Origin of the sequence: Streptomyces sp. NPDC091292 (assembly GCF_044757265.1) — a bacterium.
GTDB lineage: Bacteria > Actinomycetota > Actinomycetes > Streptomycetales > Streptomycetaceae > Streptomyces.
Genome location: NZ_JBIVUQ010000001.1, coordinates 1,127,210 through 1,148,086 on the forward strand (window position 1 = coordinate 1,127,210; position 20,877 = coordinate 1,148,086).

General features: G+C 69.5%; 18 protein-coding genes. 4 read left to right on the plus strand and 14 right to left on the minus strand.

Annotated features, from left to right (window positions below; genetic code table 11):
* Positions 1 to 119: 119 nt before the first annotated feature.
* Complete coding sequence (locus ACIQNU_RS05655) at positions 120 to 344, minus strand: hypothetical protein (RefSeq protein WP_401361208.1); 225 nt, start codon at positions 342 to 344, stop codon at positions 120 to 122.
* Between the two features lie 209 nt (positions 345 to 553).
* Positions 554 to 2,308: an NAD+ synthase gene (locus ACIQNU_RS05660; RefSeq protein WP_401361210.1), complete on the minus strand. Its 1,755-nt coding sequence runs from the start codon at positions 2,306 to 2,308 to the stop codon at positions 554 to 556.
* Between the two features lie 124 nt (positions 2,309 to 2,432).
* On the opposite strand from ACIQNU_RS05660, the gene ACIQNU_RS05665 reads away from it, so the two are divergent.
* Positions 2,433 to 3,212, plus strand: coding sequence for a DUF998 domain-containing protein (locus ACIQNU_RS05665; RefSeq protein WP_401361212.1), 780 nt, complete (start codon positions 2,433 to 2,435; stop codon positions 3,210 to 3,212).
* A gap of 49 nt (positions 3,213 to 3,261) precedes the next feature.
* Positions 3,262 to 4,095 (plus strand): alpha/beta fold hydrolase, encoded by an 834-nt coding sequence (locus ACIQNU_RS05670; protein ID WP_401361214.1) that lies wholly within the window; start codon positions 3,262 to 3,264, stop codon positions 4,093 to 4,095.
* Positions 4,096 to 4,208: 113 nt separating this feature from the next.
* On the opposite strand, the gene ACIQNU_RS05675 is transcribed toward ACIQNU_RS05670, so the two are convergent.
* From ACIQNU_RS05675 to ACIQNU_RS05685, 3 genes are all read right to left on the minus strand, one after another.
* Complete coding sequence (locus ACIQNU_RS05675) at positions 4,209 to 6,179, minus strand: protease pro-enzyme activation domain-containing protein (RefSeq protein WP_401361216.1); 1,971 nt, start codon at positions 6,177 to 6,179, stop codon at positions 4,209 to 4,211.
* A 185-nt stretch (positions 6,180 to 6,364) separates the two neighbouring features.
* Entirely contained in the window at positions 6,365 to 6,988 is a 624-nt protein-coding gene (locus tag ACIQNU_RS05680; RefSeq protein WP_401361218.1) for a DUF305 domain-containing protein, read from the minus strand.
* Positions 6,985 to 7,659, minus strand: a complete 675-nt coding sequence (locus tag ACIQNU_RS05685) for a DUF3105 domain-containing protein (protein ID WP_401361220.1) — start codon at positions 7,657 to 7,659, stop codon at positions 6,985 to 6,987. Before ACIQNU_RS05685 ends, ACIQNU_RS05680 begins: the two co-directional genes overlap by 4 nt.
* Positions 7,660 to 7,960: 301 nt before the next feature.
* On the opposite strand from ACIQNU_RS05685, the gene ACIQNU_RS05690 reads away from it, so the two are divergent.
* Entirely contained in the window at positions 7,961 to 9,322 is a 1,362-nt protein-coding gene (locus ACIQNU_RS05690; protein ID WP_401361222.1) for a glutamine synthetase family protein, read from the plus strand.
* Between the two features lie 29 nt (positions 9,323 to 9,351).
* On the opposite strand, the gene ACIQNU_RS05695 is transcribed toward ACIQNU_RS05690, so the two are convergent.
* Positions 9,352 to 11,202 (minus strand): AAA family ATPase, encoded by a 1,851-nt coding sequence (locus tag ACIQNU_RS05695; protein WP_401361224.1) that lies wholly within the window; start codon positions 11,200 to 11,202, stop codon positions 9,352 to 9,354.
* 314 nt (positions 11,203 to 11,516) lie between these two features.
* On the opposite strand from ACIQNU_RS05695, the gene ACIQNU_RS05700 reads away from it, so the two are divergent.
* Positions 11,517 to 12,863, plus strand: a complete 1,347-nt coding sequence (locus tag ACIQNU_RS05700) for a glycosyltransferase family 39 protein (protein ID WP_401361226.1) — start codon at positions 11,517 to 11,519, stop codon at positions 12,861 to 12,863.
* A 10-nt stretch (positions 12,864 to 12,873) separates the two neighbouring features.
* On the opposite strand, the gene ACIQNU_RS05705 is transcribed toward ACIQNU_RS05700, so the two are convergent.
* The 8 genes from ACIQNU_RS05705 to ACIQNU_RS05740 all read right to left on the minus strand — a co-directional run bounded on the left by ACIQNU_RS05705 (position 12,874) and on the right by ACIQNU_RS05740 (position 20,852).
* Positions 12,874 to 13,746 (minus strand): hypothetical protein, encoded by an 873-nt coding sequence (locus ACIQNU_RS05705; RefSeq protein WP_401361228.1) that lies wholly within the window; start codon positions 13,744 to 13,746, stop codon positions 12,874 to 12,876.
* 95 nt (positions 13,747 to 13,841) lie between these two features.
* Positions 13,842 to 14,222 carry a peptidase inhibitor family I36 protein gene (locus ACIQNU_RS05710; RefSeq protein ID WP_401361230.1) on the minus strand — a complete coding sequence of 127 codons (381 nt, stop codon included), beginning with the start codon at positions 14,220 to 14,222 and terminating at the stop codon, positions 13,842 to 13,844.
* A gap of 367 nt (positions 14,223 to 14,589) precedes the next feature.
* Positions 14,590 to 16,221 (minus strand): helix-turn-helix domain-containing protein, encoded by a 1,632-nt coding sequence (locus tag ACIQNU_RS05715; protein ID WP_401361233.1) that lies wholly within the window; start codon positions 16,219 to 16,221, stop codon positions 14,590 to 14,592.
* 24 nt (positions 16,222 to 16,245) lie between these two features.
* Positions 16,246 to 16,767, minus strand: a complete 522-nt coding sequence (locus ACIQNU_RS05720) for a GtrA family protein (RefSeq protein WP_401361235.1) — start codon at positions 16,765 to 16,767, stop codon at positions 16,246 to 16,248.
* 97 nt (positions 16,768 to 16,864) lie between these two features.
* The gene (locus tag ACIQNU_RS05725; RefSeq protein ID WP_401361237.1) at positions 16,865 to 17,890 is read right to left on the minus strand and encodes a TolB-like translocation protein; all 1,026 of its coding nucleotides are present in this window, start codon (positions 17,888 to 17,890) and stop codon (positions 16,865 to 16,867) included.
* Complete coding sequence (locus tag ACIQNU_RS05730) at positions 17,887 to 19,203, minus strand: MFS transporter (protein ID WP_401361239.1); 1,317 nt, start codon at positions 19,201 to 19,203, stop codon at positions 17,887 to 17,889. Before ACIQNU_RS05730 ends, ACIQNU_RS05725 begins: the two co-directional genes overlap by 4 nt.
* Before the next feature lies 1 nt (position 19,204).
* Positions 19,205 to 20,101, minus strand: coding sequence for an alkaline phosphatase family protein (locus ACIQNU_RS05735; RefSeq protein ID WP_401362479.1), 897 nt, complete (start codon positions 20,099 to 20,101; stop codon positions 19,205 to 19,207).
* Positions 20,102 to 20,315: 214 nt separating this feature from the next.
* A complete protein-coding gene (locus tag ACIQNU_RS05740) occupies positions 20,316 to 20,852 on the minus strand; it encodes a pyridoxamine 5'-phosphate oxidase family protein (protein WP_401361241.1) in 537 nt (178 codons plus the stop codon).
* Positions 20,853 to 20,877: the final 25 nt, after the last annotated feature.

Below are 20,877 nucleotides of genomic sequence, written 5' to 3' on the forward strand. Positions count from 1 at the left end.
GTGCACGCTCACGCCGTACCTATCTGTGATGCCTGCGCGTACGAGTACAGCGGCGAGGCGGTGCGCTGCCGCGAACGCGTCGGCCCTCTCCTTGTGCCCCACTAGGAACCGTCGTTCACTCATGCGGCGACGACGTCCGTACCCCAACAGGTCCACGGTTCGACGGCGGGCACCAGTCGACCGGCCTCAGGGCTCCGCGCCCATTCGTAGTGCCCGATGAGGTGCCCCGTAACGATGGTGTGGACCACCATGCGGAAGCGGCTCACCGTCCCCGCCATCAGCCGGGCCGCCATCGCGGTGTAGGCGTACAGCGCCCGCAACAGCTCGGATTCGCTGGTGATCACGTCTTGCGTGTCCTGGTATCCGGGCCCCGCCGGGGCAGTCGTGCCGGAAGTGTCCGGCCACCCATTTCCGCCGCGACGGCGAGCAGTCCCACGGCGGAAGCCGGCGGTGCCGAGCCGGCCGTCCCGGGGGTCGGGGGCGGAGCCCCCGGGTTGATTCCGCTCAGCCGACGGCAGTCCCCCCCGGGTTGATTCCGGTCAGCCGGCGGCAGTCACACCGTTTCTCGCCATGCGCTCGTGATCGGGAGGCGGCGGTCCTTGCCGAAGCCCTTGGGGGAGATCTTGGTGCCCGGGGGGTACTGGCGGCGCTTGTACTCCGCCGTGTCGACCATCCGGAGGACCCGGGTGACCAACTCGTGGTCGTAGCCCGCCGCGACGATCGTGTCGGCGCCCTCGTCCCGGTCGACGTACCGCGCGAGGATCCCGTCCAGGACCGGATAGTCCGGCAGCGAGTCCGTGTCGACCTGGTCCGGGCGCAGCTCCGCGCTGGGCGGCTTCGTGATCGAGTTCGGGGGGATGGGCGGGGTCTGGCCCCGCTCCGCCGCAGCCCTGTTGCGCCACTCCGCCAGGCGGAAGACCGACGTCTTGTACACGTCCTTGATGGGCCCGTACGCGCCCACCGAGTCCCCGTACAGCGTCGAATACCCCACCGCCAGCTCGGACTTGTTGCCCGGCGCCAGGACGATGTGGCCCTCCTGGTTGGAGATCGCCATCAGCATGGTGCCCCGGAGCCGGGACTGAAGGTTCTCCTCCGCGAGGCCCGTCAGCCCGAGGGAACCCATGTACGCGTCGAACATCGGCTCGATCGGCACCGTACGCAGATGCAGCCCGGTGCGTGCCGCGAGGTCGGCCGCGTCGTCCTTGGAGTGGCCGGAGGAGTACTTCGACGGCATCGAGACCCCGTACACGTGCTCCGCGCCCAGCGCATCGCACGCCAGGGCCGCCACCAGCGCCGAGTCGATACCGCCGGAGAGGCCGATCAGGACCGAGCGGAAACCGTTTTTCGCGACATACGCCCGCAGCCCGACCACGAGCGCCGAGTACACCTCCTCGTCGTCGCCGAGCCGGTCGGCGTACCCCCCGCTCAGCTCGGCCCCGTACGCGGGCAGCGGCTCGGCGGACAGCGTGACGTGGTCGATGCGCAGACCGTCGTCCACGGTGCCCGACGGCGGCTCGGCGGCGGCGGCCGGCAGCTCCAGGTCCAGGACGACACAGCCCTCCGCGAACTGCGGCGCCCGCGCCACCACCTCGCCGTCCCGGTCCACCACGATCGAGTCGCCGTCGAAGACCAGCTCGTCCTGGCCGCCCGTCATCGCGACATAGGCGATCGTGCACCCGGCCTCCTGCGCCCGCTTGCGGACCAGTTCCAGCCGGGAGTCGTCCTTGTTCTGCTCGTACGGCGAGGCGTTGACCGAGATCAGCAGCCCGGCACCCGCGGTGCGCGCGGCGGGCACCCGGCCGCCGTCCTGCCACAGGTCCTCGCAGATCGCGAGGGCCACGTCCACACCCCGCACCCGTACGACGGGGAGCGTGTCGCCCGGCACGAAGTAGCGGAACTCGTCGAAGACCCCGTAGTTCGGCAGGTGGTGCTTGGCGAAGGTGAGGGCCACCCGGCCCTCGTACAGCACTGCCGCCGCGTTCTGCGGTGCCCCGGCCGGACGCCCGAACGCGGGCCGCGCCGACTCGCTGCGGTCGAGATAGCCGAGGATCACCGGGAGGCCGCCGAAGCCCTCGTCGGCCAGACGGCCCGCCAGCGCGTGCAGCGCGGCCCGGGACGCCTCGACGAACGACGAACGCAGCGCCAGGTCCTCCACGGGATACCCGGTCAGCACCATCTCGGGGAACGCCACGAGATGCGCCCCCTGCTCGGCGGAGTGCCGGGTCCAGCGGACGATCGCGTCCGCGTTCCCGGCGAGATCGCCGACGGTCGAGTCGATCTGGTTCAGGGCGAGACGTAGTTGAGGCACGCCGCCCAGTGTAATCGTCAGAGCGACGCGATGTCCCGGGGGAGCGGTGTGGCCCAGCCCACCCGGCGCCCCTCCCGGCGCGTGGTGACGTGCGTGACCGCCCCTGCCGACACATCATGGCCGCATGGCGACCGAGGGCGGAGCGGACGGAGCAGGGCCGACGACCGTGCCGCGCGCCCCCGCCGTACGCCCGCCGTCCCCGCCTCCGCCCCGTGTCCCCGCCCCCGCCCTCGCCCTCCTCCTCGCCCTCGGCGCCCTCGCCTACAGCGCGTGGACCCTGGAGGCGCTCCTGCCGACCGGACTGTCACCCACGCGCGCGTACGTCAGCGAACTGGCCGCCGCGAACCAGCCGTACGGCACCCTCTTCCGGACCATGGACCTCGTCGCCGGGCTCCTGGTCGGCGCCGCCGCCGTCGGCGGGCTGCGATGGCGGCCCCGGCTGCCGTGGCCCCGCGCGCGGTGGGGCGCGGCGGGCTGGTCGGGGCTCACGCTCTACGGGCTCGCCACCGTCGCGGACTCACGGTTGCCGCTGAGCTGCGCGCCCACCGCCGACGCCGTGTGCGCCGACCGTGAGCGGGCGGGCCTGGTCCCCGGTACGCACACCGCCCACCTGGTCACCAGCTCCACCGCGATGTGCGGAGCCCTCGTCGCCGTCGTCGCGCTGACCGTCGCGCTGCGCATGAGCGGAGCGGGCCCGCTCGGCCACGCGGCCACCTGCCTGGCGGCGGCCGAACTCGCCGCGACCGTCTGGACCCTGACCGCCGTCGCGGCCTTCGGCGCCGGGCACGACGGATGGGGCCTGGGGATCGCCCAGCGGCTCCAGGTGGCGTTCCTGGCCGCGTGGCTGCTCGTCCTGGCCGCCGCGCTCGCCCGCCGACCGCGCTCCCTGCTCACCGCGCCCTGACGGAGCCGTGATGACGGATCCGTGACGGCCGATCCGTGATGCTTGCCCCATGACCTTCGTACGGATCGGGGGCGTGCCCCACCACGTCGAGACCGACGGCAGCGGACCCGTGTGCGTGCTCAGCGCGGGGCTCGGCCTCTGCTGGTTCGACTGGGACCCGGTGGTGCCGCTGCTCGCGCCGCACCGCACCGTTGTCCGGTTCGACCGGCCGGGCCTCGGACTCAGCGCGCCCGCGCGCGGGATGCCCACCCTCCAGGGCGAGGCCGAACGCATCGGGCAGCTCCTGGACGCCCTCGGACTCGACGGACCCGCGACCCTCGTGGGGCACTCGCTCGCCGGGTTCCACTGCGAAGCCTTCGCCCGGCGCCACCCCGCGCGCGTGGCGGGACTCGTCCTGGTCGACACCAGCATCGAGGAGCGGCCCCGCGCCCGCAGGGCTGCGGCGGTCCGGGACGCCTGCACGCGCGCGTGCGGCACGGCGCTGGCCCGCGCGGGCGTGCCCCGTGCCCTCGGCCCCGCCCTGCGCCGCACGGCCGTACGGGCCTCCCGCCACGGGGGCGGCGACCCGGCCCCGGACGCGCTGGTACGGGCCGTGTACGGGACCGGCCGCGTGTTCCGTACGGTCATCGCCGAGAACGCGCGCTACCACGACCAGGCCACCGACCTCGCCGCCCTCCGCCGCACGGACCCGCTGCCCCCGGGGCTGCCCGTGACCGTCCTCGCCGCCGACCCCGGCGGCTGGAGCGCCGCCCGCTGGCTGACCCGGCAGCGCGCACTCGCCGCCGAACTGGACGCCGCGTACTGGATCTCGTCCCCCTCGGGACACATGGTGATGCTGGACCGCCCCCGGGACGTCGCCGACGCGATCCTCGCCACCGGATGACCCCGCCCGCCGATCTCACACAAGGACGGCGCCCGCCCCCCACGGGACAGGGGGACGGGCGCCGGTACAGGGCCGCGGAACAGCGGCGGCAGGCGATCAGCGGCGATACGGCATCAGCGGCGGTACGACGTCACATAACCCGGCGCCGGGGAGCCGACGCCCGTCACCACGTCGTAGCCGCGCACGGCCTTCAGCGAACTGTCCTTGCCGAGGCTGCGTACCGAGGTGAGCAGCCCGTCCGCCGCGTCGACGCCGTTGGCGAAGTCGACGCGGGCCACCGCGAGATCACGGTTCCTGCCCAGCGGGTGGTCCGTCACGTCGTGGTACTGCGCCGAGCCGTAGCGGTCGTAGATCGCCGGGTTGGCGAAGCCGAGTGCGCGCCCGCCGCGTGCCTGCTGCGCGAGCGCCTGCACGCCCGCGAGCACCGGCGCGGCCAGCGAGGTGCCGCCGATGCGGTACTCGCTGTACTTCTGCGACCCGTCGGGGAAGGTCTGCGTCTGGCCGACCAGGAAGCCCGTGTTGGGGTCGGCGACGGCCGCGATGTCGGGGACCGTCCGCATCCGCCGACCGCCGCCGTTCGCCTTGGCGAGCGCGTCCGGGACCACCCCGCGCTGGTAGTACGGCTGGCCCACGGTCCCGCTGGTGCCGCCGCCCGCGCCGGAGGTGTAGGCGCCGGGGAAGTCCGACCAGCTCCTGCCGTTCGCGGACAGATTGGCCTTGAGGGTGCCCCAGCCGGTCTCCCACTGGTACGTGTCGCGCTTGCCGACCGCGAGCGAGGTACCGCCGACCGCCGTCACCCACGCCGAGTTGGCGGGCGTGTCGACCTGCTTGGTCCCCGTACTGGCGACCTCGTCACCGTCGTCGCCCGAGGAGAAGTAGAACCCGATGCCCTCGATCGCGCCCAGCTTGAACACCTGGTCGTAGGCGGCGGCGATGTCCGGCGTCTCGTTGGCCTCGATGTCGCCCCACGAGTTGGACACGATGTCCGCGAGGTGCCCGTCCACGATCTTGCCGAGCGAGTCGAGGAGATCGTCGTCGTAGCAGGACGCGGCGCCGACGTACGTGATGTCGGCGGCGGGCGCGAGCGCGTGCACGGCCTCCACGTCGAGGGTCTCCTCGCCGTACCAGCCGGCCGCCCCGCACTCCTCGGTCCGCGTGTACGCGGCGGGCAGTACCTGCTTGAGCTGACCGCGCCCGTAGCCGGGGTCGCCGTTGCGCTGCGCGTACCGTGCCGCGTCCTCCGCGATCGTCGGCGAGGCGTACGCGTCGGTGATCGCGACCCGCACCCCCTTGCCGGTCTGCTTGCCCGCGCCGTACGCGGCCCGCAACTGCTTCCCGGTGTACCCCTTGATCGCGTACGGCACCTTCGCCCCGTAGGCGCTCGGCAGCGACGACGCGGTCTTCGAGCCGAAGTACGACGAGAACGGCCCGGCGTTGCGGAACACCGCGTCCGGCGGCGGCAGTTCGTCCTGGTGGCGCGCCTTGTGCGGGGCGGTGTCCAGACCGGTGACGGTCAGGACGGCGCCGTCGAGGGATGCCGGGGCGGACGCGATCGACGCGGGCGCGCGGTAACTGCGGCCGTCCTTGCGGTAGGTGTGCAGCCGGGTGCCGAACGCCTGCTCGGCGGCGGCGACATCGCCCGTGACGGAGATGTAGTGCCGGGTCGTGCCCGTGACCGTCAGCCCGGCGCCCTTCAGCCACTTCGTGACGTCGGCGACCTGCCGCCCGGTCGCGCCGAAGCGTTTCTGCGCCTGCGCGGCGGTGAGGAAGTCGCCGTACGAGGGCGAGTCCGGGTCGGACACGGCCCGCGCGTACGCCGTCAGACCCGCCGCGTCCCGGCCCGCCAGATACACGCGGGCGGTGACCTTGCCGCCGCTCGCCGCGGCGCCCTGGTCGGCGGAGCCGGTGGCCCACACCGGCTTGGTGCCCTGGAGCGCCTGCCGGGCGCCCGGGTCCGGGTCCGCGTGCGCCGTCGTGCCGAGGGCGAGCGCTCCGGCGAGCAGCGGCAGGGTCGCCGCCAGGCTCAGACCGGCGCGCAGTGCGGCTCGGTTGGATCTCGTGCCCGATCTCGTGCCGGATCTCATGGAACCCCCAGGGATGCGGTTCGTCGCGTGTGGCAGGTGGTGCGCACACGTAAGAGATCACTCTCGCGATGAACCGTTCATGCCAGGGGAACGGGAGTTCCAAGAAGGCGCCAAGGAAGCGTCAGCGCATGGTCAGGGCGCCTGCCAGGCAACGGAATTGAGCGCCCGTACGCCTGCCAGGCCGCTCACTCCGCCTTCGCGCCCCGCGCCTTCAACAGATCCGCCATCAGGTCGATCTCGGACTGCTGCGCGTCCACCATGCCCTGTGCGAGCCGCTTCTCGGCGCCCACCTCGCACGCCGAAGCACAGCCCTGCGCCATATGGATGCCGCCCTTGTGATGAGCCGTCATCAACTGGAGATACCGCACCTCGGCCTGCTTGCCGCTCGCCTTCCGCAACTCGTCCAACTGCGCGTCGGTGGCCATGCCCGGCATCAGCGCGCCGTCCTCACCGGGCGGCATGCCCGCCATCCCCATCCACGCCATCGGCCCGTCGGACGACACCTTCGGCAGCGCCCACAGATCCAGCCAGCCGAGCAGCATCCCGCGCTGGTTGGCCTGCGTCTGCGCGATGTCGTACGCGAGCCTGCGCACGTCCTCGTCCTCGGTGCGGTCCCGGACGATGTACGACATCTCGACGGCCTGCTGGTGATGGACGGCCATGTCCCGCGCGAAGCCCGCGTCGGCGGAGTCCGCGGCCGGGGTGCGCGGCGCGTCCGTGCCCTTCGCCGACGCGACGGTGAAGCCACCGCCCGCGGCGAGCGCCACCAGTGCGACCGCCCCCGCGATCAGGCCCGCGCGCCGCCTCACTGCGACAGACCGTTGGTGCACGCCGCACCCGGCTCGGGCGTCTGCGAACCCTGCACGTACGCCGAGAAGAACGCGTCCACGTTCGGGTCGTCGGCCGCCGTCACGGTCCGCTGCTTGCCCCACGCGGTGAGCATGATCGGGTCCTTCTGCCCCTGCACCGGGCTCATCAGCGTGTACGGGGTCTTCTTCACCTTCTCCGCCAGCTTCTGCACGTCCGCCTCCGGCGCCTTGTCGTTGTACGTCACCCAGACCGCGCCGTGCTCCAGCGAGTGCACGGCGTTCATGTCCGGGATCGCCTTCTCGTAGACGTCGCCGTTGCAGTTCATCCACGCCTGGTTGTGGTCACCGCCGACCGGGGGCGTCATCGGGTACGTGACCGTCTTGGTGACATGGGTGCGGCCCAGCTTCTTCGCGTCCCACGACGAGACGCCGTCCTTGTCCACGGTCGCCGTACCGGCGCTCTTGGAGTCCGCCTGGGTCGACGCCTTGTCGTCGTCGCCGGAGTTCTGGGAGAAGAGATAGGCGCCGCCGGCGACCAGGGCCGCGACGACGATCACGCTCCCGGTGATCACCAGGCCGCGGTTGCGGCGGTCGCGGGAGCGCTCGGCGCGGCGCATCTCCTCTATCCGCGCCTTGCGGGACGGCGTCGGCGTGTTCTTGGCGGAACCCATGGTGTGTCCTTCTGCGGAAAGGGACGAGCGGGCCCGCTGATGGTAATGGGGACAGGGGGGCGTCCCGCCACACGGCCCCCGGCCATTCCGTATGGCCGCCCCGGCCGCCCCGGCCATTACAGAACCCCGGGTCAGCAGGCAGTATGGGCAGTGAGCAGAGGTACATCCACAGGACCGGGGACGTTCAGACCGAGGTCCGCAACGCGCCCGAAACGGTGTGGTGGGATGCTCATGAGCCCCGCTCTGCCCTCGCGGCAGCGGAGCACGCGGCCTGACCAGCAAGGATGGGTGGAAGTCGACAATGGATAAGCAGCAGGAATTCGTGCTCCGCACCCTGGAGGAGCGCGACATCCGGTTCGTACGCCTGTGGTTCACGGATGTGCTGGGCTTCCTGAAGTCCGTCGCGGTCGCCCCCGCCGAGCTTGAGCAGGCGTTCGACGAAGGCATCGGCTTCGACGGCTCCGCCATCGAGGGATTCGCCCGCGTGTACGAATCCGACATGATCGCCAAGCCGGACCCGGGCACCTTCCAGGTCCTGCCCTGGCGCGCCGAGGCCCCCGGCACGGCCCGCATGTTCTGCGACATCCTCATGCCGGACGGCTCCCCGTCCTTCGCCGACCCGCGGTACGTACTGAAGCGGGCCCTCGCCAAGACCTCCGACCTCGGGTTCACCTTCTACACCCACCCCGAGATCGAGTTCTTCCTGCTCAAGGACAAGCCGCTCGACGGCTCACGCCCCACCCCCGCCGACAACTCCGGCTACTTCGACCACACCCCGCAGAACGTCGGCATGGACTTCCGCCGCCAGGCCATCACCATGCTGGAGTCGATGGGCATCTCGGTCGAGTTCTCGCACCACGAGGGCGCCCCCGGCCAGCAGGAGATCGATCTCCGGTACGCCGACGCGCTCTCCACGGCCGACAACATCATGACGTTCCGACTGGTCATGAAGCAGGTCGCGCTGGAGCAGGGCGTGCAGGCCACGTTCATGCCGAAGCCGTTCTCGGAGCACCCCGGCTCGGGCATGCACACCCATCTCTCCCTCTTCGAGGGCGACCGGAACGCCTTCTACGAGTCCGGCGCCGAGTACCAGCTGTCCAAGGTCGGCCGCTCCTTCATCGCGGGCCTGCTGAAGCACGCGGCGGAGATCTCGGCGGTCACCAACCAGTGGGTGAACTCCTACAAGCGGATCTGGGGCGGCTCGGAGCGCACGGCGGGCGCCGGCGGCGAGGCACCCTCGTACATCTGCTGGGGCCACAACAACCGCTCCGCGCTGATCCGCGTCCCGATGTACAAGCCCGGCAAGACCGGCTCGGCCCGGGTCGAGGTCCGCTCCATCGACGCGGGCGCGAACCCGTACCTGGCGTACGCGGTCCTGCTCGCCGCCGGACTCAAGGGCATCGAGGAGGGTTACGAGCTGCCGCCGGGCGCCGACGACGACGTCTGGGCCCTCACCGACGCCGAACGCCGCGCCATGGGCATCGAACCCCTCCCGCAGAACCTCGGCGAGGCGATCACGCTGATGGAGCGCAGCGAACTGGTGGCCGAGACGCTGGGCGAGCACGTCTACGACTTCTTCCTGCGCAACAAGAAGCAGGAGTGGGAGGAGTACCGCTCGGAGGTCACGGCGTTCGAGCTGCGGAAGAATTTGCCGGTGCTGTAGGGGCGGCGGAGTTTCGTCGGTTCCTCTGTTCAGAATTCGCGGTCCGCGCCCGTGTTGGCGTCCCTGATGAAATCGACGCATTCACGCACCATCGTGTCGAGGTGGCTCCGGGGCGCCGGCGGGTCGGTCCATTTCTCGCACACCTTGCGGGCGATCTTGTTCTTGTCGGGTGGGGTGGGGTTTCCGGAGGTCACGCTCCGGAGACTGAGCGGGTTCTCCCACTGCTCTCCGTCCCACGCCAGGGGCGCGGCCTTCGGATGGACCTCGGCGACGGCGGCGCGCAGAATCGCGGGCGGGACATAGTTCTCGATGGTGTATCCGTCAGTGATCCAGGCGAATCCCTGCGCCGCCGGATCGGTGTCGAACTCGTCCCGCATCCGCTGTTTGGTCGCGTTGATCGGCATGTCGGCCCGGGTGCGGTCGCTGTCGATGACGATGGCGAGGTGCCGGTTCAGCCGGCGCAGCTTGATGAAGTCGGTGACTTCCTCGTCGGTCGACGTCAGCTGATTCAGCAGCCCGCCGCCGTAGAACATGATCGAGTAGTGGATGCCCTCGATCAGATCCTTTTCGGTCCGTTCGATCCAGTGCTTGAGGTAGATGCGGTCGGAGGGTCCTTCGACCCAGATGACGGCGTTGGTCTGGAGAAGGTCGGAGGGGCGATAGCCGAGATCCGAGCAGATGGTGGAGAGAGCCGCCGGGTTCATGGCGGGGCTGAGCCGTGTGTGTTCCCCGTCATGCCGGACGTGAATGACCGAAGCCCGCTGGTAGTCGAGCAGGTGGGCGGAGTGGGTGGCGATGACGTACTGATTGGTGGTCTCGTTCGCCAGATACCTGATGAATTTACGCTGGAGAACCGGATGAAGGTGCACTTCCGGCTCCTCGATGCAGACCACGGTGTGTTCGAGCACGGTCGCGGCGACGGCGAGAATGACCACCTGGTGAATTCCGGTGCCGAGATGATCGAGGGGGAGCATCTTCCCGGCGTGATGAACGTTCAGCGTGGTGGCATCGTGCTGAACTTCCAACTCGGCCGAATCGTCATCGAGGACGTTCCGCAGGAAGTGATTGACGGCCGCGAACCTCGCCGAGTCCTCCGCGTACCGCTCCGCGCTAGGGTTTTGCAGCCGCTGTAGCCGCTCCAGCAGCCCGAACCCTTCGTGCGAGCCCTCCACCGTCATGCCAGGGGCGATCGGCTGGATCTGGCGGAAGGATTCGATGGTGGCCACGGGGATGTGCAGGTCGCGGGGGTGCAGTATCGCCTCGAAAATGGTCCGCGCATTCCTCCGCCCGGCCTGCGACGGGGACCCTTCGGCGTGTATTCCGGCCACCGCCTTGGCCAAGCCCGACAAGTCACCGAAGGCGCCGATGATGTCATCGAACTGCGGGTCGTGAAGCTGGCCTTCCGTATCGAGGTCGAGCCAGATGAGCTGGTCGTCCTGCCTTTGCAGGGAGGGGTGAGCGAGGACGTCCGCAAGCGCGGACTTGGCCGACCGCTGATGCTTGTTGAGGCCGTTGAGGAGCTTTCCGGGGTAGAACGCCCGGGAGTAACGGCACGGAGTGGAAGGCTCCTGCTGAGGATGGTCCAGCCGACCCAGCTCGACCTTCCCCGACGCCGCCTTCTTCAAGAACCGCAGAAAATTGGACTTCCCGGTGTTGTTCTGCCCGGCAAGCAGGGTGACCGCACCCATTTTCCCGCTGTACTGCATACCCGCACCGAAGCTGCGGTAGCCGGATATCCCGAGCCCGGGAAATATCAGCTCAGCCACGTGCCCCCCTGGTCCCGCCGAACGCCGAGCGCCGAGCGCCTCCCCGTGCCGTGAACGGTGCGGGCAGCATAGCCGGGCGGCCGAGGCCGAGAGGCGCAGGTTGCACAGGTGCACGTTTTAAGGGGCGCACGTATCCCCAGGCACAGTGCCGTCGCCCCCGCCAGGAATTGATTGGTGGTTCGGGACCGGGGTGACCATCAACGAACGGGCTGGTTGCGTCGGGTCGGCAACGACCTGACGTCGATGAAAGCCGGTTCGCCATCTCTGTCTCGCAGTCAATCCGCCCCGTCTTCGGATCGCCCCCGGCCGTCCGCTGGACCGCGCCGCGTCCCCGTGGCCGCGTCGCACGGCGGCTGGACCTCCTCATCCCGTTTCTGCTGACTCTGTCCGGTGGGCTCTGGGGGATCCGGCGGCAGGGTTCGATGTGGATGGACGAGGCCGTCACGTACGACATGGCCCATCGGCCGCTGCCCGTCCTGTGGGCGACGCTGGGCAACAACGACGCCGTGCACGGTCTGTACTACCTCCTGATGCACGGCGTGTTCAGCCTGTGGGAGGGCGGAGTCGTCGCCCTCCGGCTGCCGTCCGCCATCGCCATGGCGTGCGCCGCGTCCGGCGTCGCCGCCCTGGGGCGCCGACTGGCGGGCCCCAGGGCCGGGTTGGTGGCGGGTGTCGTCTTCGCCCTTCTGCCCGCAGTGCAGCGCTACGCGCAGGAGGGCCGTTCCTACGCCCTCGTGACAGCGCTGGTGGTCGCGTCTTCCTGGGTCCTGTTGAAGGGCTGTACGCGTCCCCGCCCTGCCACGTGGGCGGGTTACGGGGTGCTGGTCGCGCTGTCGATCCTCCTGCACGAATTCGCCGTACTGGCCTTGGCCGCGCATGGTGCGACGCTGCTTGCCGCCCGCGTGCCGTGGACAGTGGCGAGAGCATGGGCTGCCGTCGCTTGCTGTGCCGCCGCGATCGCTTCGCCGCTGGTGTGGTTGAGCATGCGGCAGTCGCAGCAGATCGCCTGGATCGAGTTGTCCCTCACGGGTGATGTGGCGGGGCTCGCGCTGCTGGCCGTTGCCGGAGTCGGGTGCGCGGCGCTGGTGACCCGGTTCAGCGCCCGTGGGCCCGGCGTGCGGCAGGCGTCCCTCAGCCTGCCGACCCTCGCCCTGCCTCTGCTGGTCGTTCCGCCCGGACTCCTGCTGCTGGTGTCCGTGGTGAAGCCCCTCTATGTCGATCGGTACGTGCTGTACGCCCAGGCCGGCCTGGCCTTACTGGCGGGTGCGGCGCTCGAAACGCTGTGGCGGCTTCTGCACCGTCGCCGAGGAATGGTCCTTGCCGTGGTGGCCGCTGCCGTCCTGGCCGTGGAGGCACCGCTCGCGACGCATTTACGGAGCCCGGCCAGCCGTACCGACGATGTCACGGCCATTTCCCGGGTGGTGGAACAGATGGCCGGACCCGGCGACGGAGTGCTCTTCCTCCCCAGCAGCCGACGCGTGTGGATGGTGCAGCGGACACCCGCATCGCTCGGGCTCGTCGACCTGACCCTGGCCGCCTCGCCACGAGACGCGCGCAACCTCTACGGCACTGAGGTGTCTCCTGCCGTGATGCGGCAGCGCATGTCGCGTGTGTCACGCGTTGTCGTGCTGCGTGAGCCGGTGCGTGAGAGGGAGGAGTCGTCCGAGGGGGAGAAGGCCAAGCAGCGCCTGCTGGAGCAGTGGTTCACGCCGTGCGGCGGCCGGGAGCTGCGGACCGCCCGCATCGAGGTGCACGCACGCGACGGGTATTGCTGACGAGAGGGTTCTACGGTGTGCCCTTGGCCTCGATCACCTCATTGATACGGGCGAGGTACTTGGTCTGTGCCGCCGAGAGCTTGCTGAAGTAGGCGTGGTGCTGCTTGATCGCCTGCGCCTGGATTCCGGACTCCGTCGTGAACAGCGTGTCGACCAGGCTCACCTGGCTCTTGCACTGAACATCGGCGACAGCTACCTCTCTCTCGTCGGATGTGGGCTTGTCCGACTTCCTCTTCCACCAGCGGGGGTCGCCTATCGCCTCGTCGGGCGTCTTGTAGGCGTATCCGCGCTCACGCATGCACTTCGCCCAATTACGGGTGACTTGCACAACTTTCGTGTCCTTCTTCGCTTTGGTCAGGAGGGATGAACTCAAGCGGTTGAACAGGTCGTGGTCGACGCCTGCTTCAGCAGGTACCAGTACGTCATTCGCCTTGTACCCGCAGCCGCTCTTCTCGTTGTAGGCCGCCTGTATTCCGTCGGCGTCCAGACGCTTGTCCCGCTCGTCGCGCTGCCGGGGGACATCGGTTTCACCGGACAGGATCGCCGAGTTCGCGTGATAGCCGAATTCTCGTGCCACCTGAATCTCGATCACACCGTACCTGCGGCGGTTCTTCATCTCGTCCACGTGTGTGGGGTAACGCAGGATCTCCCATTCATGGCCTCGCTTCTCCATGCACTCCTCGATGAGGAAGTCGCGGGCCTTCGCTGCTCTGTAGGATTCCTGTTGGGTCGGCTCATACTTGTCGAACGGCAAAACGAGTGCGAGCACTTGGTCGGTCGGGTCCGGCGCCTCAGCCGGTTGTCCTCCGGTACGGGTGGAGGTCTCGGGTGAGCAACCCGTCGCCAATACGAGAAGTGCAACAGGCAGGGCCGCGTAACTCATTTTCATCGACTACCTCGCGCGTGATCCGGCAGGCGTTCTCGCGGGGATGGGTGGTGCCGGGAAGAGCGCCGGCACCACCCAAGGCAAGCGTCGTGCTAGCGGAAGTCCACGCAACTGGCCCTGTTGTCGAAGCCGTTGTTGCTGAAGTCCGAGTCGGACGAGTTGGGATTCGCGAAGTACTGGTCGCCTGAACAGCCGTTGTTCTGCCACAGCACAACGTCGCTGCTGGTCTGGTTCTTCATCGAGCTGGCGCCGTTGTCGACCAGGTTGCTCGTGCCGTTCCAGTAGGTGTTGTTGAGGTAGGTGTCGTCACCGGAGAAGTTCTTACTGCTGCCACCGTAGTTGTCGTGCTGGAAGAGCCAGAAGTAGGTGGCCTGGGTGCCCGTCTCGCCGGCGGTTGCCGTCGGCGAAGCGCCTAATAGTGCCGCACCGGCGAGTGCGACCGAGCTGACACCGGCGATGATTGCTCTGCGCATTTGTTTCTCCCGTTTCCGATTGACGTGGTCAATGACCGCGCAACGGCACAACGTGAAAACCTCACCGGAAGGCGAGTAGTCGCGCGGCCCTTTCTTGTCGTAGGTAATACAAGGGTAAAGTCGAGGCCGCGTCAACGATCGATGGCGCCGATGGCCGGAATCGGCAGTACCTCACGACCACGTCAGTGATCCGTGCGGCACACGTGCTGCCAGGACCTCTACCGTCCCTTCACGCATTCTGGATTGAAGAATTCCGGATCATGGTTGGCCAAATGACAGGACCGTTCCGCTTGGAGCGGGCGAGCGCGCGGCGATGTTTGCGGCTGCTACAAGATCGCAGTCGAGCGGGAGCCGACAACCCGTTGCCTCACGGGTGCTCGCGGTTGACGAACCACATCAGCCAGATGGTGAGGCCGCTCGCCACAAGCACCGCGAGCAAGGTCATCAGCAGCTGTATGCGGCGAGCCGTGCGCGCTGCTTCCGCGGCTGCACGGTCCTGCTCCGCGATGCCGGCCGTGAGGAACCGCGCTTCGACAGCGTTGAGCGCTGTGGACGGCTGATCCCCGGCTGTCGTGAACTCCGCGCGCGCAGCGCTCAGGAGTATTCCCCGGTACAACGCACCCGGGTCCTCACCGAGCGCCTGCCAGGTACGAGCCGCCTCGGTCAGCCGGCGGTGCAGGTGCAGCCGCTCACGCTCTTCGTCCACCCATCGATTCAGCCGCGGCCATTCGGCGATCAGGGCCTCATGTGCCAGCTCGACGCTGTCGTCATGGATCGTCAACAGGCGCGCCGAGGCGAGCCGTTCCAGGACCTCGGCCCGCACCTCGTCGGCCTGTAGCTCCGCCAGGGAGACCGGGCGACGCGTGTCCGGAGCGCCATCTCCCGGAGAGACCAGCCTGAGCAGCATGGCGCGAGCGGTGTCCGCCTGCTCCGGGCCGAGGCCGGCGAACACACTCTCGGCGGTATGGGCAATCGCCCCTCGGACACCGCCGATCGCCTCGTAGGCCGCCAGGGTCAGGCGCCGGCCGGTGCGGCGACGCCACACTTCAAGCAGGGTGTGCGACATCAACGGCAGTCCACCGGGCTCGTCCGTCACCTCGCCGAGGATCTGGTCGGTCACCGCGCGCTCCACGAGGAGTCCGGCCTGCCGCGCCGGCCCGACGATCGCCTCGCGCAACCGCTGCGGCGCCATCGGCGAGAGGAGCAGATGAGCCTTGCTCATCGCCTCGGCCAGGGCCTGATGGTCGGCGCAGAGCCCGTAGAAATCGGCTCGGACCGCGATGAGGGCACGCAGGTGGCTCGTCTCGTCCCGCGCGGTCAGCAGCAGTTCGATGAACTCGCGACGCTCCTGCGGATCCTGGCAGAGCGTGAAGAGTTCCTCGAACTGGTCCACCAGCAGGACCGTGTCCCTGCCGCCCTGGCCAGGCAGAGCAAGAAGGGGACGCAGGGCAGCCACCGGATCCGGCCCGGGAGTGCAGATGTGAACGTCCCCTGGTCCCCCCTGGAATTCATGGGTTCCGTCGTGGAGTTCGGTGACCAGACCTGCTCGCAGTAGCGACGACTTGCCGCTGCCCGAAGCGCCGACAAGGGCGGCGAAGCGGTGCTCGCCGATCATATGTGCCAGACGCTCGACTTCCGGTTGGCGTCCGAAGAAGAGGTGTCGATCGCTCGTGCCGTAGCGAGAAAGTCCCCGGTACGGAGACGCGTCGTCATCGGCGTGAGCATTCTGCCGCGCGGGGGAATCTGCCGCCGCATGCCAGCGCTGAGCCCATTCCTCTTCGTCACCACCGCAGGCACGGACGTAGGCCAACGTGACGGACAGCGACGGAAGTCTGCGGCCCGCAGCCGCCTCGGAAAGAGTGGGCGCCGAATATCCGGCCCGGTGGGCCAGCTCGCGATATGTAGGGCTGCCCGCCGCATCCCTCAACTGCCGCAGTTCGTGGGCCAGATGCTGAACCGGCCCTTCAGCAGGGTCGAGTTCCTTCTCCCGGCGCCCCACAACACGTCACTCCTCTGGTTCGAATCAGCTCTCGCCAACCGCGTTCCTGCCCGAACTCGTATTTTCCAGGGTGCGCTCGGCGGTACGCAGCTCACATCGGCTCAGGGGCTTGGCGCGGAATACCCAGGTGCGGTAGGACCAGAAGCGGAAGGCCGTTGCCAGAGCGAGGCCGATGACGTTCTTCGCCAGATTGTCGGCCATGGTCGATGTGTATCCGAAGCCGTAGTGCGACAGGGCGAGTACGCCGTTTTGGATGACCATGCCGACGCTGCTGAAAAGAACGAAGAGGACAGCCTCGCGGGTGCGGCGGCTCTTGTCGCGATGGCGGTAGGTCCAGTAACGGTTTCCGATGTAATTGGTGCCGATCGCCACGCTGGTGGCGATGAGTCCGGAACGCACCGACTGCAGATGTGCGACATGCAGGCACAGGTTGAACACCGCGGTGTCCACCACCCAGCCGACCGCGCCCACGGCACCGAATCTGCCGACCTCGCCGCCGCCCCGTCGAAGCCTCCGTAGCGCTGCCGCTAATCCGGTGGTGATCAAGATACAAGCCTTATCCGTCGACGCTTCTGGCCCCGTTCATGCTAACTGCACACTTCATTGCCGTCCTCGACGTTTCCGTGGTGGTGGAGTGCGTCGGTCAGTTCAGGTACGTCGGAGACACCGCCGACCTCGTGAGCAGGTGTGGCGTGCCCGTGCCATCCGTCCGGATCGTGTACAGGTCCGCCCCGTAATCGCCCGGCAGGGCATACGTCACCGTCGTGTCGTCCTGCCAGACGGCCTGGTCGTCCACGCTTCGGGGTTCTGCCAGGGGCGTCTCCCGCAGGGTGTGGAGGTCCAGGGTGTACAGGTGCCAAGGGGCGTCCGGTGGGAGGTCCTTGACTCGTTTCTTGAAGACGATTCGGGTGCCGTCCGGTGAGAGGGACGGGCATTCGACGTTCGTTCGGACGGTGGTGACCGTGCGGGTTTGGAGGTCGCCGCGGACCAGATAGGTATGGCCCGCCGTGCCCAGCGTGGCGTAGAAGGTGCGGTCGTCCGGTGCGAAGGTCACGCCCCAGAAGTTGGCGTCGGCGGCTCGGTACGTACGGCCGTCCCGGACGATCCGGTACGCCTCCAGGGACGGGGTCAGCCGTCCCGTGCGCAGGTCCACCACCGCCGTGCGGGTCGAGAAGTCGCTGCCCGCGTACGAGTCGCCGCCGACGAACGCCGTCCACGCCGCGAACCGGCCGCTCGGCGACACCCGCGCCCGCGACGGGATGCCCGGCACGTCATAGCGGGCCGTGACCCGCAGCCGCGCGTCGAGGACGACCGCCCGGTACGTGTCCTGCACCGGCCCGTGCTCCGCCTGGAGACAGATGCCCGTACCCGAAGCCGCGTAGAAGCGCAGGCACTTGATGCCACCGGCGGTCCGTTCGCCGTCCGGGCGGTCCGCCGGCACCGTCGTCAGCTCGTCGCGGTGCGGGCCCCACGCCATGTTCCGGAACACCAGCAGCCCGCCGTCACCGCCGCTCAGCGCGACCCGGCCCGACGTGACCGTCGGGCCACCCGGCACCACCCGGTCCCGCCGCTCCGCGCGGTCCGCCGCGCGCAGCACCGACACCGTCGCCACCCCGGCCAGCAGCGCGAGCGCGCAGAGCAGGACGATCAGCCGGGTCCGTACGGTCATACCGGCTCCCTCCACGGGTTCACCTTCAGACAGAACAGCGCGCACACCGCCAGCGCCACCAGCGATCCCGTCAGCGCGGTCCGGTCGCCCCACGCCGTCCACGCCGCGCCGAACGTCAGCGAGCACACGAACCGCGCCAGCGCCTGCCCCGTCTGGACGAGGGCCAGCCCCGAGGACCGCAGCCGGGCCGGCACCTGGTCCGACGCGGCGGCCATCAGCACCCCGTCGGTCGCCGCGTAGAAGGCACCGTGCAGAAGCAGTACGGCGATCACCGACCCGAACCCGGATACGACCCCCGACCTCGACCCCGACCCGGACCCGGACCAGAGCAGCAGCCCGTACGCCACCAGCAGCGCGCCATGCCCCGCGAGGAACACCCGCAACCGCCCGATCCGGTCCGCGACCCACCCCAGTGGCACCGCGAGCAGCAGGAACGCGGCGGCCGTCCCCAGCGGCAGGAGCGCGAACCAGCGGTCCGGTACGCCGAGCCGCCGCTGGAGCAGCAGGAAGACGAACGAATCGCTGACCGTCGCCAGGCCGAGCAGCGTCGCGCACAGCGTGATCCGCCGGACGCCCGGCTCCCGCAGCAGTCGGAACGCGGCACGGAGAGTGGGAGCCTTCTCCGGTTCCGGATGCGGTTCCGGCGCGCGGGGCACCGCCACCGCCCGCCGACCGGGCACGAACAGCACCAGCACCACCACCCCCACCGCCGCCACACAGAAACTCACCATGAACACGGCGTCGTACCCGTCCACCGTCGCCCGCAGGATCAGGAACGCGGCGAGCGGCCCGAGCAGCGCGCCCGCCGTGTCCATCGCCCGGTGCACCCCGAACGCGCGCCCCCGCGCCTCCGGCGCGCTCGACAGCGAGATCAGTGCGTCACGCGGCGCGGTCCGCAGCCCCTTGCCGGTCCGGTCGGCCGCGAGGACCGCGCCGATCAGCGGCAGGGTGTGCGCGAGCAGCAGCAGCGGTTTGCAGAGGGCGGACAGGCCGTAGCCGAGGACGGCGACCGTCTTGTGGCGGCCGTCGCCCCGGTCGGCGAGATGCCCGCCGACGAGCCGTACGAGCGCGGAGACCCCGTTGTAGACGCCGTCCAGCAGCCCGAAGCCCAGCGGGGACAGGCCGAGTCCGACAACGAGATACAGCGGCAGGATCGCGCTGACCATCTCCGACGACACATCGGTGATCAGGCTGACCGTGCCGAGCGCGAACACCGTCGGGGCGAGGGCGGCACGCCGCCCGGGGCGCGAGGCGTCCCGGGCGGAGCCGTCCGCGGACCCCGCGCGCGAGGCGCGGCTGTCCGCCACATACACGTCAGGACGTCCAGATGCCGGTGATGTCCTTGGCCGTCGCCGCGTTGCCCGCGTGCGGCAGCCCGTGCATGCTCTCCAGGGTGCGTAGCAGGTCGTAGTGGTTGTACGTGGTCGCCGACGACGTGCCCGCGGTCACCTGCTGGCCGTACAGCACCGTGGGGATGCGGTTGCCGCTGAGCCGGTTGTCCTCGTCGAAGGTGACGACGAGCAGGCTGTTGTGGGTCTTCGCCCAGGTCGCGTAGGCGCCGAGCTTGTTCTTCAGCCAGGTGTCACCGGTCGCCACCGAGCAGTCGTGCATGTCGCTGCACAGGTTCGGCACCACGAAGGAGACCTGCGGCAGCGCCGTGAAGTCGGTGGGGAACTGGGCGAACGTCTTCGCGCTCGACGTCGGCACATTGCTGAAACCGAACCACGGGTTGTGCTTACGGGCGTACGTGCCGCTGCTGCACGTGGTCGAACCCTGGCTCGGCAGCGTCTCGTTGTAGCTGGCCCAGCTCTTGCCGGCCGCGATCAGCTCGGACGCCAGATTGGGCGCGGAGCTGAAGCCGGGCGTGTAGCAGCTGTCGTCCGTGATGCCCTGCGTCGAGCCGGAGAACAGGGCGAAATAGTTGGGCTGGCTGGGGTGCGTCTCGGCGTACGCCTGGGTGAGGTTGGCGCCGCCGGTCTTCAGGGAGTTGATGTACGGGGCGCTCGACGAGCCGATGACCTGGCTGTACGCGTGGTTCTCGAACACCACGACGACGACGTGGTCCGGCGTGGGGACACCGGCCGCGGCCCGCGCGGCCGGTGTGTCGCCGAGCGCCGCCGTCCACAGCCCGACGGACGCGGCGACGAGCGCCACGGCGGAGACGACGGCGGAACGGGCGCCGCGGAACGTGGAACCGACACCGCTGAACAGGGAACTGCCGGACGCGGAACTGCCGGACGCGGAACTGCCGGACACGGGGACCTCCGGTGGGGAGACGGAGATGGGGAGGGGAGAGAAGGACGGGGGACGGGGGTGGGGCGTGGGTGTGCGTTGCCGTACAGAGCATGCACACGCCAAGATGCCCCACTCTGGTGCCGCCACCCCCCAACCCGCGTAAAGAACGGATGAACGTCTCCCCGTCCCCTCAGCGGAAACGCCAGCGCGTCTGCCCAAATGGCTCGCCCTTGCTGAAGCCGAAGACCACCCGGGGCGCCACCGCGCACACCATCGCGGCCCCTCCGTCCCCATGGAAGTAGGCGTCGTCGCGCACCTCGAAGTGCCACACGGCGCCGTACTTCTCCTCGAACGCCTTGGCGAGGTCCCGCAGCCGGGCCGTGTCGGTGACCCGGACCGCCGCGCCCTCCACCACGAGGTCGGTGCCCTCGGCCCAGGTGTTGGCGCCCGTGGTGAGGACGACCTCCGGGTTGGCGGCGAGGTTGAGGGCCTTGCGCTCCTGCTCCCCGGTCGTGAAGTGCAGCGCGCCCTCGTACCAGAGCCCGATCAGCGGGGTGACGTGCGGGCGCCCGTCGGGCCGTACCGTCGAGATCCAGAACAGCTCGGCGGCGGTCAGCAGCTCCTCTCCCCGCGACCAGGGCAGCGCCTCGGCTCCGGGGCTGCTGAACCGGGCGTCCAGCTCGGTGACCGGTGCCGTGCGGTCCGTGACCGGCTCCTTCTGCGACATGGGTGCCTCCTTGTCGATGCGTCGA

Bases quoted from the DNA above. Each gene is read 5' to 3' on its own strand.
- ACIQNU_RS05725 (WP_401361237.1), bottom strand. From the start codon at position 17,890: ATGACCGTACGGACCCGGCTGATCGTCCTGCTCTGCGCGCTCGCGCTG.
- ACIQNU_RS05675 (WP_401361216.1), bottom strand. From the start codon at position 6,179: ATGAGATCCGGCACGAGATCGGGCACGAGATCCAACCGAGCCGCACTG.
- ACIQNU_RS05670 (WP_401361214.1), top strand. From the start codon at position 3,262: ATGACCTTCGTACGGATCGGGGGCGTGCCCCACCACGTCGAGACCGAC.
- ACIQNU_RS05665 (WP_401361212.1), top strand. From the start codon at position 2,433: ATGGCGACCGAGGGCGGAGCGGACGGAGCAGGGCCGACGACCGTGCCG.
- ACIQNU_RS05740 (WP_401361241.1), bottom strand. From the start codon at position 20,852: ATGTCGCAGAAGGAGCCGGTCACGGACCGCACGGCACCGGTCACCGAG.
- ACIQNU_RS05710 (WP_401361230.1), bottom strand. From the start codon at position 14,222: ATGCGCAGAGCAATCATCGCCGGTGTCAGCTCGGTCGCACTCGCCGGT.
- ACIQNU_RS05700 (WP_401361226.1), top strand. From the start codon at position 11,517: ATGGACGAGGCCGTCACGTACGACATGGCCCATCGGCCGCTGCCCGTC.
- ACIQNU_RS05685 (WP_401361220.1), bottom strand. From the start codon at position 7,659: ATGGGTTCCGCCAAGAACACGCCGACGCCGTCCCGCAAGGCGCGGATA.
- ACIQNU_RS05690 (WP_401361222.1), top strand. From the start codon at position 7,961: ATGGATAAGCAGCAGGAATTCGTGCTCCGCACCCTGGAGGAGCGCGAC.
- ACIQNU_RS05705 (WP_401361228.1), bottom strand. From the start codon at position 13,746: ATGAGTTACGCGGCCCTGCCTGTTGCACTTCTCGTATTGGCGACGGGT.